This is a genomic window from Rhodococcus sp. IEGM 1341, from assembly GCF_030056895.1.
Taxonomy (GTDB): domain Bacteria; phylum Actinomycetota; class Actinomycetes; order Mycobacteriales; family Mycobacteriaceae; genus Rhodococcoides.
Genome location: NZ_JASHKV010000001.1, coordinates 981,486 through 993,743, shown reverse-complemented (window position 1 = coordinate 993,743; position 12,258 = coordinate 981,486). Strand labels below are relative to the sequence as shown.

Annotated in this window: 13 protein-coding genes; 4 read left to right on the top strand and 9 right to left on the bottom strand. The window is 66.4% G+C overall.

Going from position 1 to position 12,258, the window contains the following annotated elements; translation table 11 throughout:
* Positions 1-52: 52 nt before the first annotated feature.
* Together QM615_RS04460 and QM615_RS04455 are read right to left on the bottom strand one after the other, a co-directional pair.
* The gene (locus QM615_RS04460; protein ID WP_283347090.1) at positions 53-907 is read right to left on the bottom strand and encodes a universal stress protein; all 855 of its coding nucleotides are present in this window, start codon (positions 905-907) and stop codon (positions 53-55) included.
* A 20-nt stretch (positions 908-927) separates the two neighbouring features.
* Complete coding sequence (locus tag QM615_RS04455) at positions 928-2,430, bottom strand: APC family permease (protein WP_283347089.1); 1,503 nt, start codon at positions 2,428-2,430, stop codon at positions 928-930.
* A gap of 244 nt (positions 2,431-2,674) precedes the next feature.
* On the opposite strand from QM615_RS04455, the gene QM615_RS04450 reads away from it, so the two are divergent.
* Complete coding sequence (locus tag QM615_RS04450; RefSeq protein WP_283347088.1) at positions 2,675-3,799, top strand: adenosine deaminase; 1,125 nt, start codon at positions 2,675-2,677, stop codon at positions 3,797-3,799.
* A 21-nt stretch (positions 3,800-3,820) separates the two neighbouring features.
* Here the strand turns inward: QM615_RS04450 and QM615_RS04445 are convergent, their stop codons facing one another.
* From QM615_RS04445 to QM615_RS04425, 5 genes are read right to left on the bottom strand one after another with little or no spacing between them, the layout of a single operon-like run.
* On the bottom strand, positions 3,821-5,095 hold the full coding sequence (locus QM615_RS04445) for a SatS C-terminal domain-containing protein (protein WP_283347087.1): 1,275 nt from the start codon (positions 5,093-5,095) through the stop codon (positions 3,821-3,823).
* A gap of 15 nt (positions 5,096-5,110) precedes the next feature.
* Positions 5,111-5,425, bottom strand: a complete 315-nt coding sequence (locus QM615_RS04440) for a YbaB/EbfC family nucleoid-associated protein (protein ID WP_283347086.1) — start codon at positions 5,423-5,425, stop codon at positions 5,111-5,113.
* A complete protein-coding gene (locus tag QM615_RS04435) occupies positions 5,422-5,775 on the bottom strand; it encodes a hypothetical protein (RefSeq protein WP_283347085.1) in 354 nt (117 codons plus the stop codon). The genes QM615_RS04440 and QM615_RS04435 overlap by 4 nt, the downstream gene beginning before the upstream one ends.
* The gene (locus QM615_RS04430; protein WP_283347084.1) at positions 5,772-6,896 is read right to left on the bottom strand and encodes an NlpC/P60 family protein; all 1,125 of its coding nucleotides are present in this window, start codon (positions 6,894-6,896) and stop codon (positions 5,772-5,774) included. Before QM615_RS04430 ends, QM615_RS04435 begins: the two co-directional genes overlap by 4 nt.
* 6 nt (positions 6,897-6,902) lie before the next feature.
* The gene (locus tag QM615_RS04425; RefSeq protein WP_141215329.1) at positions 6,903-7,259 is read right to left on the bottom strand and encodes a type VII secretion target; all 357 of its coding nucleotides are present in this window, start codon (positions 7,257-7,259) and stop codon (positions 6,903-6,905) included.
* Positions 7,260-7,392: 133 nt separating this feature from the next.
* Between QM615_RS04425 and upp the strand changes: the two genes are divergently transcribed.
* Together upp and QM615_RS04415 are read left to right on the top strand one after the other, a co-directional pair.
* Complete coding sequence (upp, locus tag QM615_RS04420; RefSeq protein ID WP_037188128.1) at positions 7,393-8,016, top strand: uracil phosphoribosyltransferase; 624 nt, start codon at positions 7,393-7,395, stop codon at positions 8,014-8,016.
* A gap of 80 nt (positions 8,017-8,096) precedes the next feature.
* Complete coding sequence (locus tag QM615_RS04415) at positions 8,097-8,945, top strand: DUF2797 domain-containing protein (protein WP_283347083.1); 849 nt, start codon at positions 8,097-8,099, stop codon at positions 8,943-8,945.
* Positions 8,946-8,963: 18 nt separating this feature from the next.
* Here QM615_RS04415 and QM615_RS04410 read toward each other — a convergent pair whose 3' ends face one another.
* Together QM615_RS04410 and QM615_RS04405 are read right to left on the bottom strand one after the other, a co-directional pair.
* Entirely contained in the window at positions 8,964-10,565 is a 1,602-nt protein-coding gene (locus QM615_RS04410; RefSeq protein ID WP_283347082.1) for a phospho-sugar mutase, read from the bottom strand.
* A complete protein-coding gene (locus QM615_RS04405) occupies positions 10,562-11,464 on the bottom strand; it encodes a purine-nucleoside phosphorylase (protein ID WP_373454880.1) in 903 nt (300 codons plus the stop codon). Before QM615_RS04405 ends, QM615_RS04410 begins: the two co-directional genes overlap by 4 nt.
* Between QM615_RS04405 and QM615_RS04400 the strand changes: the two genes are divergently transcribed.
* Positions 11,463-12,167, top strand: a complete 705-nt coding sequence (locus QM615_RS04400) for an enoyl-CoA hydratase/isomerase family protein (RefSeq protein WP_283347081.1) — start codon at positions 11,463-11,465, stop codon at positions 12,165-12,167. The two genes, QM615_RS04405 and QM615_RS04400, sit on opposite strands and share 2 nt — an antisense overlap.
* Positions 12,168-12,258: the final 91 nt, after the last annotated feature.

The following is a 12,258-nucleotide window of genomic DNA, read 5'->3' as shown; positions in this document are numbered from 1 at the left end:
ACGGAAACTCGACCTCTGCTACGAGCTTCTGCTCACGTGCGGCGAAGCCGCTCTACTCGTGCGGAACGACGATCACCGGCACCGGGGCGGCACGCAGAATCTTGGCCGCACTCGATCCGAGAAACACCCGCTTGGGAGTGGCCAATCGACTCGAGCCGAGGAACAGCACATCGCCCGGCTTCCAATCGAGGTTGCCCATGGCCTCGTCCAGCGACGATCCATCGGCGACGATCGACTCCAGACCGTCGATATCGGGGAGAGTGCGTACGGCGAGCTCGAGATTGTCCTGCGCCGCAGCGACCTGTCGGCGACGCGTGTCCAGTGAGGTCTCGTCGCTCGGGGCCCCGGTCGGCTCGAGCGAGACCAGCGACACCAACCGAAGAGGCACGTGCGCGGCGCTGGCGAGAGTGATCGCGAACGGCAACGGATTCGGGGCAGAGGCCCGGGTGGGGACGGCGACGGTGAGGTCGGTGATCGGTGCGTTCGAGAGCCGGTAGCCCCGAGGTGCGAGTGCCAGCGGAACTTCGGAGGCGTGCAGGAGCTGGCCGGCAACCGAACCGACGGAATGCCGATTCAGCAGGCCGTCGCCGGCTCCGCCGACGACGATCATGTCGGCATCGGTCTGCACCGCGAAGTCGATCAGGGCACGAGCGAAGGACTCGTGCGAGAGCACGTGTGTGGTCACCTCGATGCCCGACGGCACCTGGGCGGCCGCGTCGGCCACCCAGCCCTCGGCCTTGGCCGCAAGAACTTTTCGATACGGCCCACTGCCTTCCATGACCGGCTCGTCCACGGCCATGACCAGCACGATGTCGATGGACGCGTCGAGGGCGCGGGCGAGGGCGGTGGCCAGGGCTACGCCGTCGTCGCCGCTGGGGGTGGCGAGATAGCCGACGGTGATCTTCATGAGTTTTCGGTCCTTCTCTTCTAGTAAGTGTCCGGAACCTTGACTTCGGTGGACGCGGTGAGTGTCTTGCCCTGGAAGAAGTCCTTGTTGCCCACGAAGCACAGCAGCATGAGCGGAATTCCGAGTACCAGCATGCCGACGCCGAGGACGAACACACCGCCGATCGGACCGTAGACGGTGTAACCGTAGTCGGGCTTGATCATGTCGACCGCGCTCTGCACGAACGCCCACGTCATCGACAGTCCGCCGAGGAGCGGAAAGATGCCGCGCATGAACAGGTTTCGGACGGACGAGAACAGTGTGCGACGGAAGTACCAGGTGCACGCGTACGCGGTGATGCCGTAGTAGAACGCAACCGCGAGCCCGAGTGATGCCACCGAATCCTGCAGCGCGTTGGCGCTGACGAAAGTGAGCACCAGATAGAACATCAGCGCCGCGGCACCCATCACGAGCGTGCCGAAGCCGGGCGTCATGTACTTGGGGTGCACGCTGGCGAACCGCTTGGGGATCGCTTCGTACACGGCCATCGACAGTGTTCCGCGGGCCGTCGGCAGGATGGTCGTCTGCGTCGAGGACAGTGCCGAGATGGAGACGGTCAGCAGTAGGAGCGACGCGACGATCGAACCGGCGACCGGATCGCCGAGAATGGTGAGCACATCGTCGACGTTGTCCGGGTTGTTCAGGCCGATGCCGGTGTCGCCGAACCCGGCGAACGACTGCACGGCGTATCCGACGAGTACGTAGGTGGCCACGAGAATGAGCGTGGTGATCACCGCGGCGCGTCCCGGAGTCTTCTCCGAATCCTTCGTTTCCTCGCCGACGGCAAGGCAGGCGTCCCACCCCCAATAGATGAAGATGCACAGGATGATGGCCTGGGCCGCGTCGGACATCGTCACTCCGGTGGGTACCAACCAGCTCCACTGGGGTGTGATGGCCTGCGGTCCTGCGGTCCCGGTGCCCACCTTGACCAGAGCAGTCACCGACACTCCGATGAGCACCCCGAACTGCACGACCAGCAACACGTTCTGCATGCGTTCGCTGATGAGGATGCCGCGAAAACTGACATATGTCATCGAGACGATGAAGAACGAACCGAGGGCGACCTTGGCTGCGGTCGACTCCGCCAACCCGGACAGTCCCAGGAACTCGAACAGATAGATGGCAGCGATCTCGGCGACGTTGGCCAGCACGATGATCGCCGAGACGGCCAGCCCCCACCCGGCCATCCAACCGACCCAGGGCCCGAATGCCTTGGTACCCCAGGTGAACGACGTTCCGCAGTCCGGTGTGTCACGCCCGAGTTCGCGGTAGGCGAAGGCGGTGAGCAGCATCGGAACGAAGGCGATGAGGAACATCGAGGGCGCTTTGTCGCCGACGGCCAGAACCACGTAACCGAGGGTCGCGGCGAGGCTGTAGGCCGGGGCCACCGCCGACAAGCCGATGACGATGTTGCCGACCAGCCCGAGAGCGCCGGTGTTGAGTCCTTTACCCGGAAGGGTGTTCGGCGGTTCCACAGTGGACATAGATCTCTCCGAGGTTCGAGACGACCGAGGACGTCGGAGGGGACCCGACAGAATCGGCCGCGCGTGTGTGCTGAACACTACGATTTCCGTCGCAGATCCGCTGTGTATCGACGGAATTGTTTTCATTGGAGTAACAATGCAACGAAATAGGTCGCAGAAGCGGCGAAGTTCGGGGGAATCCGCGGACTCGCCGAGTGGTGATGACAGACGCGCGTGCGTGCGAGCCGCACGCTACCGTCGTCACATGAGCACCGCGGAGAACACTCAGTCCTCGATCGGTGGCAGTGCGCCACTCGATCTCGCGTCGATCAGGACAGCTCCCAAGGCGTTGCTGCACGATCACCTCGACGGCGGACTCCGCCCGCAGACCGTGTTGGAACTGGCCGACGAATGCGGCTACGGCGATCTTCCCGCCACCGACGGCGCGGCATTGGGCGAGTGGTTCCGCGACGCCGCGGACAGCGGCTCGCTCGTGCGGTACCTCGAGACGTTCGCGCACACCGTTGCCGTGATGCAGACTCCCGAAGGACTGTTCCGGGTGGCGCGCGAATGCGCCGAGGATCTGGCCGACGACGGCGTCGTGTACGCCGAGGTGCGCTTCGCGCCGGAACAGCACCTCGAGCGCGGACTGACTCTCGACGAGGTCGTCACCCATACGCTCGCCGGCTTCGAGGCAGGGATCTCCGCGGCCAAGGTGCGCGGCAAGAACATCACGATCGGCACCTTGCTCACCGCGATGCGGCACGCGGCGCGTTCGCGGGAGATCGCCGAACTGACGGTCCGGTTCCGTGACCGCGGCGTCGTGGGCTTCGACATCGCCGGTGCCGAAGCGGGCTTCCCTCCCAGTCGTCACCTCGACGCCTTCGAATACATGCGAGCGAGCAACGCGCACTTCACCATTCACGCGGGAGAGGCGTTCGGTCTGCCGTCGATCCAGGAAGCAGTGGCGTTCTGCGGCACCGACAGGCTCGGTCACGGGGTTCGGATCACCGACGACATCACCACCGACGCCGGCGGCACACCCGAGCTCGGCCTGCTCGCCGCCTACGTCCGCGACACACGGATGCCCCTGGAACTGTGCCCGAGCTCGAACGTCCAAACCGGTGCCGTCGAGTCGTTGGCGACCCACCCGTTCGATCTGCTTGCCCGATTGCGATTCCGGGTCACCGTCAACACCGACAACCGCTTGATGAGCGATACGTCGATGAGTCGAGAGATGGTCAAGCTCGTCGAGACCTTCGGCTACGGCTGGAGTGACCTCGAGCGATTCACCATCAACGCGATGAAGTCGGCGTTCCTGCCGTTCGACGAGCGGCTGGCGCTGATCGACGACGTCATCAAGCCGGGGTACGCGGTGCTGATCGGCTGATCGACCAGACCCGGGGGCCGGCTACTTCTTGCGCAGTCGACTCTCGAACTCGCGCTCGAGGGCGCGCCACGCTTCGGCCTCGACGTCGAACGGTGCGCTCGGCGCGAGCCGGTCGGGACTGGGCTCGAGAGCATACGAGACGTACCAACCCAGTGGCGTGGACGTGGCGAGTGCTTCGTCGACGGAAGCGTCACCGGCGAAATCTGCTGCGTCGGTGAACAATTCGACGGCCAGATCCAACTGTTCGACGTCCACTGCGGTGGGCCCTTCGGCGAGATCGTCGGCCAGGCCGGGCAGGACGTACACGTTGTCGTCGGTGATCTCGATGTCGAGGGAGCCGTCGATGGCTGCGGTCTGAACATCGGAGTAGGTGCTGACCTGTGCCAGATCGTGATCGTGATCGTCGGCCAGGTAACGGGCCAACGAACGCTCGGAACCGAAGACGCTGATGGCACCGCCGCGACCGAGGAACACCGGCTTGTCGCCGAGGTAGCACCGCAGAGTGTAGAGCGTGTCGTCCGAGGTGATGATGCGAATCGGGTCGATTCCGACAGTGGTCCAGAACGTATCTTCGGCCGCGGCTGCGGCGATCGGATCGCGATCCACCTCGGCGGAGTCGTCATCGTCTTCGTCTTCGTCGTCGTCCGAATCGGAGTCGATGTCGTCCGTGACGTCATCGGCGTCGACGGCGTTCTCAGCGGCTGCGGTGATCTCGGCTTCGGCGACGGCAACGGCAGCGGAGTCGACATCGGGGGAGGTGACGATGGAGTCGACCGCGTCGAGCACGTCGTCCCAGTGCTTGGCGACCGCTGCACCGATGCGGTCCCACAGTTCACCGCCCTCGCGACCGAGGAAGTTCTCGACGCCTCCGCCGACTGCCCCGACGAAAGGGTTGGATCCGAAAAAGCTTGTGACCGGTCGCAGTTCGCAGACATCGCCGATGGAGGAGACGATGTCGAAGGTTGCCTGCAGTTCGGCGAGAACGTCGGCTTCGGGATCGGAGGCCACCAACTCCGGCACGGCCACCAGATCGAAGCGGTGCAGATCGTCGGGCTCGAGTTCGTGTGCGGCGAGTGCGGAGACCACCTTCCACGACGGATGGTCGACGAGGTCGTTGTCGTCGTCGGACCTGACGAATGCCGCGAGCTCTGCGACGGTCGAGAATCCGTACAGGTCTTCCTCGTGTCCGAGGAATGCCTCCCACTCGTCGTCGCCTTCTCGCCACTCCGGTGCCCACAGTGTCGAGAAGTCACCGGCGGTGAGACCGAGTTCGATCGGGATGATGTCTCCAGCCATGGCGCGAAGCCTATCTCAGGAGTCTGTGAACGAACCCTGCAGACTTTGCAGGATCGCTTCGCGCTGCTCGAGCGCCGCACGTGCAGCGTCGGCAGCGACGACGGTGATCGTCGACGCGAGTGCATGAGCGGCAACCGATCCGAGGTTCTCGGCGAGTTCGAGTTCGACCAGGGCGCCGGACCCATCGACGACGACGGTCACCAGATCGTCCGGCGAGGTGAGTCGAATTCTGATGCGGTCCAGTCGCTCGTGCGTTTCGCGAAGTGCATCCAGCCGGTGCTGGGCGCTGCCGACCAGAGCGTCGAGTTCGGTGGTGTGGGCGTGGGTCATACCTGCTTCAACCAACTCGTGGGTGCGGAGTCCCCTGCGAGATGCTCGTTCGCCTCGGCGGCGACTCGGGCACGGGTGGGCAGACCGAGACGATTCAGAACATCGGAGGGAACGCCGTCCTCGGCGAGGAGGGTGCGCCGCTGAGCTCGTGCGTCCGCAGTCGCCCGTACGCAGTGCTCGAGAATTGTCGACGCCAAAGCGCCTCCGCCGTAGCGCAGTTCGCGTTCGTCGATCGCGATCCCGATCGGCAGTCCGTGTTCGGTGGCGCGCACCGTCACCGATCCCGATCGTGTTCCCGATACGGCGCTGACGACGGTGACGTCCGAGTCCGTCACTGGCCGGCCCTTCATTCGGTCGGACGGTAGAAGCCCTTGAAGCCCATACCGCTGTTGGTCGTTCTGATCGGCCCCACCTGCACCGGGTCACCTGCCTCGACGAGCTGACCGTTGCCGATCACCATGGCCACGTGTCCGTCCCAGACGGCGAGGTCACCGGGCATCACCTCACCCGGTGCCACGGCGGAGCCGATGTCCTGTTCCTGTGCCAGACGGGGGATCTCGACGCCCTGCTGTGCGTACGCCCACTGGGTCAATCCGCTGCAGTCGAGTCCGCTGCCCGGCGTGGTGCCGCCCCACGCGTAGGGCACGCCCTGTTGGGTCAGTGCGCTACGGACGGCACCTGCGGCTTCGGCGTTGGGTGCGGTGACGGTACTGCCGTCGGGTAGCCGGATCTCGACTCCCCGGCCGGTGCTGTCGGGGGTTCGGTAGGGATCGGTGCCCGGATTGCCCAGGTAGTTGTGGGCACCGCCGTTGCTCGGTGACTCGGCTCCGGCGGCAGGGGAGGAGACGGACTGCGCGAACGTCTTCGCCAGCTTCTCGCCTGCTTCGATCACCTGTGATGTCGCGGGCGAGGTCATGAGATTCGAGGGTGAGCCGGGGGACGATGTCGGTCCGCCGCCGACGGGGCCGGGAACTGTCGGGGGAGCGGCCAGTTCGCCGACTTTCGCGGTGTGGACGGCCAACTCGCCCCGCACGCGCGCCACGACCACGAGCGCTCGTTCGAGGTGTTCGATGGCCGCCGTGATCAGCATGGTCTGCCCCGGCGGGGTGGCGATGATCGGTCCGGCCGACAGTGCGATTCCCACGAACGAGTGCACGATCGACTGCAGTTCGAGAAAGCCTCGATTGGTGTCGCGGCAGGCCTGGTCGACCACGGCAGCGATGTCGTCGGCGTGGTCGGCGAGGGCAAGTGCGCTCGTATGAGCGTTCTCGGCGTACCGAATGGCCGCGTCGGCGGCGTCACCGTTCCAGTTCGCCGCGAGCTCGGTGATCGCGACCCTGCCGATTCCGTGCGCCGCCTCGATCGCTGCCGAGGACACGCGCAGTACGTCGGCCGGACCGCCGGTGGGGAGCGCCCGGTTCCCGAAGGCTCCGAGCAGATCGACGATGGGACGGGCCAGCAGATCGATCATCGGCGCTTACCGCTCGTCCTGTGCGATACCGGCGGCCGAGGCCGCGGTGGTATCAGCGGCCGAGGCCGCAACGGTTGCGCCGGTGCCGGCATCGGTGAGGGCGTACGACACCGCGGATGCGGTGGCCGCGGAACCGATGCTCGCCACCGTGCTCGCCAGGCGCACGACGGCGTCGGTGTGCGCCAGATGGGTGCCGGTGACCGCACCGAGAAACTCCTGTCCGATCAGACCGAAGACCGGAGCCAGCACCGCGGGGCCGCACGCGGCGGCGGCAGCACTTGCCGCGGCGATCTGCTCGGCCATGGTCGACGCCACCGCACCGTACGCGAGGACCCCCTCGGTTTCGACGACGAGCTCGGCCATCAGTGCCCCCTGAGAATGCGATCGATTCACGGTCGCCGAGTGCGACGCCCAACTGGTTCGACGCGGGTACGTGCCATTCGGTTCCCCCGAGTTGCCGTTCGCGTCCTGCCGCCCAGGTCCTATCCTTGTCGGCATGGAAACACACGTGGTCGATCACCCACTGGCCGCAGCCCTGCTCACCACGATGCGGGACGAGCGCAGCGACAATGCCACGTTCCGGTCGGCTCTGCGTCAGCTCACTCACATGCTGGTCTACGAGGCCACTCGCGACGCTGCGATCGACACCTTCGAGGTACGCACGCCCGTCGCGGTCACCGAGGGCACCAGGCTGGCGCGACCGCCGTTGCTGGTCCCGGTTCTGCGCGCAGGCCTCGGCATGGTCGAGAAGGCAAGCAGCCTCATCCCGCAGTCCCGCGTCGGTTTCGTCGGAATGGCCCGAGACGAGGAAACCCACCAGCCCGTCCCGTACATGGAATCCCTTCCCGACGACCTGTCGCAGACGCCCGTCTACGTGCTGGACCCGATGCTCGCCACCGGCGGATCCATGGTCCACACGATCGAACTGCTCGTCGGCCGCGGTGCGGCGGACGTGACCGCCATCTGCGTCGTGGCCGCTCCCGAAGGAGTTGCCGCGCTCGAAGCCTCGGGACTACCGGTGCGACTGGTGGCAGCGAGCATCGACGACGGCCTCAACGACAACGCCTTCATCGTTCCCGGCCTCGGTGACGCGGGCGATCGTCAGTTCGGTCCGCGCTGACTCCCTCTGTCGCAGGTCGATTGGTTCTCGGCGTCTCCTGGCCATCGGAGGCGTCACCTGCACCGCGACCGAGATTGCGGGTGCTCGACGTCGATACCGAGCAGATCGAGTTCCACGAACTGGTCGGCCGCAGGCTCGGTTTCCGTGCGCCGGGTGCTTCGACCGATCGGTACTGCACCGGGCGCATGGCATTTCGGGCCGACGGCCCGCCGCGCTACGTGCCCTGCCCCGGTCGGGAGCGGGCCGTCGTGTCGGGACAGTGCGCGACGTGCGCCGACAAGGACAGCTTTCGATTCGTGCACACCGTGCATCGCAGCGCATTCGTCTCGCGTGATCTGGAAAAGCATGTGATGCAACCGCATTGGCTGTACCTTGCGGCGTTCGCCAACGGCACCTTCAAGATCGGGACGGCGGCGGACACGCGGAAATGGGGTCGGCTCGCCGAGCAGGGTGCCATCTGCGCGCAGTACGTCGCCCATGCCGACGACGGCAAGGCCGTCCGGGTGGCCGAGGACCTCGTGACCGAATCGATGGGGCTACGGCAGGCCGTGCGGTCCGCGGCGAAAGCCGCCTCGCTGTGTCTGCCGATCGACGTGGACAGGCTCGAGGCCGCCGTCGCCGTCCGGGCCCAGCAGGTCCGCGACATGCTGACCGAGGCCGGCGTCGCCGGCTGCACCCCGATCGACGAACCATGGGTCCCGCCCGCAGGCCGGGAGGCGTTGAGCGAGAACGTCAGCCGCGTCGCCTACCCCGCGGATGTCGCAACCGGTTCCCACGGACTCGAGATCAGGACATGCGTCGGGCAGGCGGTGATCGCGACCGTCGACGACGAGACCTACGTCGTGGATCTTGCGCCGTTGAAGGGTCGGCGAATCGAACTCGGGGCCTTCACGTCCGATCTGCCTGCGGTGCAGTCGGCGCTGTTCTGACGTTCGGGTCGTCGACGCCTAGAGGTGCTGGGCGAAGTCGGTCAGTTCGGCCAGGATCTCGGCTGCCGCCGCCCGCGCTCTCGGCAGGTCCTCGGGGGCGTCGACGTGCTCGATCACTTCGAGGTAGGCCTTGAGCTTGGGTTCGGTGCCGGACGGCCGCACGATCACCCGCAGCCCCGACCCGCTGATCTCGACTGCGTCGGTGCGTAATTCGTCGTCGCGCTGGGCGTAGTCCAGGACGCTGACCGTCCGGCCGGCCAGTTCCGTCGGCGGTGCGCTGCGCAACCGGTGCATCATGTTCCCGATGTCGGCGAGGTCCGCGACCCGCCGCGAGACCTGCGCGCCCAGGTGAACCCCGAACTCGACGGCGAGGTCGTCGAGTACGTCGAGCAGGGTGCGACGATCCTGCTTCAGGCCGGCGGCCAGATCTGCGAGCACCACCGCGGCCGAGATACCGTCCTTGTCGCGCACCACGTTCGGATCCACACAGTGCCCGATGGCCTCCTCGTAGGCGTACACCAGGCCCTCGCCCGCGCGGACGAGCCATTTGAATCCGGTCAGGGTGCGGGCATAGCGAGCGCCGCGCGCCGGAGCGAGCGCCGAGAGCAGTTGCGACGAGACGATCGTGTTGGCCACCAACGAGTCGGCGGGCGCATCGGCGAGAAGATGGTTCGCGAGCAGAGCCCCGGTCTCGTCGCCGGTCAGCATGCGCCACCCGCTGTCCGTCGGCACCCCGACCGCACAACGATCGGCGTCGGGGTCGAGGGCGATCGCGATATCGGCGTCGATCTCCGCCGCCAGCGCGAGCACGGCGTCGGCTGCTCCTGGCTCCTCGGGGTTGGGAAACGTGACGGTCGGAAACGCAGGATCGGGCTCGAACTGCTCCTCGACCACCCGGATGTCGCGGAACCCCGCACCACGTAGTGCTGCCATCGCAAGTTCACCGCCGACGCCGTGTAGGGGAGTCAATGCGATGCGGATGTCGCGACCTCTCGAACGTGGCAGTGCTACAACGGAATCGAGATACCGAGAAGCGATGTCGGAGCCGCCGGGCTGCACGATCGCGCGCGGAATCTCGATCGCGTCGGGAGTGGCCTCGATGAGCGCTTCGATCTGGGCGTCGCTCGGCGGGATCAGTTGCGAGCCGCCGCGGAGATACACCTTGTATCCGTTGTCCGCAGCGGGATTGTGCGAGGCGGTGATCTGCACGCCGAGCTCGGCATCGAGTGCTCGCACCGCGAAGGCGACGACGGGGGTCGGGAGCGGCCGAGGCAGCATCACCACCGAAAAGCCCTGGGCGGAGAAGGTTTCGGCGGCCGCGAAGGCGAACTGTTCGGAGCCGTTCCTGGCGTCGCGACCGACCACGACGGTGGACCCACCCAGACCGTTCTCGATCAACCAGGCTGCGATGCCGGCCGAGGTTTTCGTCACCACCGCCACGTTCATCCCGTTCGGGCCCGCGCGCACCGGGCCACGAAGACCTGCGGTACCGAACGTCAGGGGTCCGCTGAACCTGTCGGCGAGTTCGGCCTCGGGCAGGCCGTCGAGTTCTTCGCGAGCAGCGGGGTCGGGATCGCCTGCGATCCATCGTTGTACTCGCTCGGTGAGATTCTCGGTCACAGGCGGGAGACCAACTCGTGCAACAGCGATCCCATGCGGGCAGCGGACTCCTTGCCTGCAGCGAGTACTTCGGTGTGATTCAGGTGCTCACCGGTCATTCCGGCGGCGAGATTGGTCACCAGCGAGATGCCCAGGACGCGTGCGCCTTTCGCTCGCGCGGCGATCGTCTCGTGCACGGTCGACATCCCCACCAGGTCCGCACCGAGTGTGCGCAGCATCCTGATCTCGGCGGGCGTCTCGTAGTGCGGACCGGGCAGGCCGGCATAGACGCCGTCCTCGAGCGACGGATCGATGTCGGCCGCAAGGGCCCGAAGTTCGGGGGAGTACGCGTCGACCAGATCGACGAACTCCGCCCCGACGAGGGGCGAACGAGCCGTCAGATTGAGGTGGTCCGAGATCAGCACGGGCTGTCCGACGCTCATGCCGTCTCGGATACCGCCTGCAGCGTTGGTCAGCACGACGGTCGTGGCACCTGCCGCGATCGCGGTCCGCACCGGATGCACGACGCGTCGCAGGTCGTGCCCCTCGTAGGCATGCGTGCGTCCCTGCAGCAGCAGTGTGTGGGTGCCGCCGACGTCCACCGAGGTGATGGTGCCGGAGTGGCCCGACGCCGACGGTGGCGCGAACCCGGGCAGGTCGGCCATGCGCACGGTCGCGGTGGGGGAGCCGAAGACGTCGGCTGCCGCCTGCCATCCGGAACCGAGAACGATGGCCACGGTGTGGGTGTCGACTCCGGTTGCTGCGGCGAGTGCGTCGGCGGCGGTGCGCGCGGCACCCTCGGGATCGGTCACGGGGTCGGTCGCATGTGCGTCGGTGGTTGCCACGATGAACAACAGTAGGAGATCGACGCAACGGATGTGCGACCGGCGGAAGTTACTGTTGGGTAGTATCCGCTGCATGCCTTATCTCGAACGCGACGGTGACGTCCACATCCTGTTCCTCGGAGCCCAGGACGGAGCGGACAATCCCGAGAACCGTTTCCACCCGGACTGGATCGACGCCACCCACGCGTTGCTCGACGAGGTCGAGGCCTCGACCGGTCCGGCGGCGCTGGTCACCACGTCGGCGGGCAAGTTCTACAGCAACGGCCTCGACACCGACTGGCTGTTCGCCAACCTGGACAAGATCACCTGGTATCTCGACCGCGTGCACACTCTCTACACCCGGTTGCTCGCTTTTCCGATGGCCACCGTCGCTGCTGTTCAGGGCCACGCCTTCGGCGCGGGCGCGATGTTCGCCACCTCCCACGACTTCCGCATCCAACGGGTCGATCGCGGCTTCTACTGCCTGCCCGAGGTGAACCTGAACATGCCGTTCACCGTCGGAATGTCTGCTCTGATCAACTCCCGGCTGCCCAAGCAGACCGCCGTCGAGGCGATGACGACCGGTCGCCGCTACGGCGGAGCCGACGCCGTGGCCGCCGGAATCGTCGAGGCGACGGCAGTGGAGGAGTCGCTGGTGTCCGACGCGGTCGCGAGGGCCGCCGCACTGACGAGCACCCGGGGTGCCAACCTGGCCGGCATCAAGGCTCGCATGCACGTGGATCTGCTCGCCGCGTTGAACACTGCGACCGACGACAGCAACTTCAGCTTCGGGAAGTAGTCACTCGGCACAGCTGTTCCGACAGTCGGTCGCGCTAGTGACACACTGTCTCTCGTGATCGACGAATCGAACAGTGCCGACGTGGGTGAGG

Coding starts and splice junctions, on each gene's coding strand:
- QM615_RS04460 (WP_283347090.1), bottom strand. CDS start 907: ATGAAGATCACCGTCGGCTATCTCGCCACCCCCAGCGGCGACGACGGC.
- QM615_RS04455 (WP_283347089.1), bottom strand. CDS start 2,430: ATGTCCACTGTGGAACCGCCGAACACCCTTCCGGGTAAAGGACTCAAC.
- QM615_RS04450 (WP_283347088.1), top strand. CDS start 2,675: ATGAGCACCGCGGAGAACACTCAGTCCTCGATCGGTGGCAGTGCGCCA.
- QM615_RS04445 (WP_283347087.1), bottom strand. CDS start 5,095: ATGGCTGGAGACATCATCCCGATCGAACTCGGTCTCACCGCCGGTGAC.
- QM615_RS04440 (WP_283347086.1), bottom strand. CDS start 5,425: ATGACCCACGCCCACACCACCGAACTCGACGCTCTGGTCGGCAGCGCC.
- QM615_RS04435 (WP_283347085.1), bottom strand. CDS start 5,775: ATGAAGGGCCGGCCAGTGACGGACTCGGACGTCACCGTCGTCAGCGCC.
- QM615_RS04430 (WP_283347084.1), bottom strand. CDS start 6,896: ATGATCGATCTGCTGGCCCGTCCCATCGTCGATCTGCTCGGAGCCTTC.
- QM615_RS04425 (WP_141215329.1), bottom strand. CDS start 7,259: ATGGCCGAGCTCGTCGTCGAAACCGAGGGGGTCCTCGCGTACGGTGCG.
- upp (WP_037188128.1), top strand. CDS start 7,393: ATGGAAACACACGTGGTCGATCACCCACTGGCCGCAGCCCTGCTCACC.
- QM615_RS04400 (WP_283347081.1), top strand. CDS start 11,463: ATGCCTTATCTCGAACGCGACGGTGACGTCCACATCCTGTTCCTCGGA.
- QM615_RS04405 (WP_373454880.1), bottom strand. CDS start 11,464: ATGCAGCGGATACTACCCAACAGTAACTTCCGCCGGTCGCACATCCGT.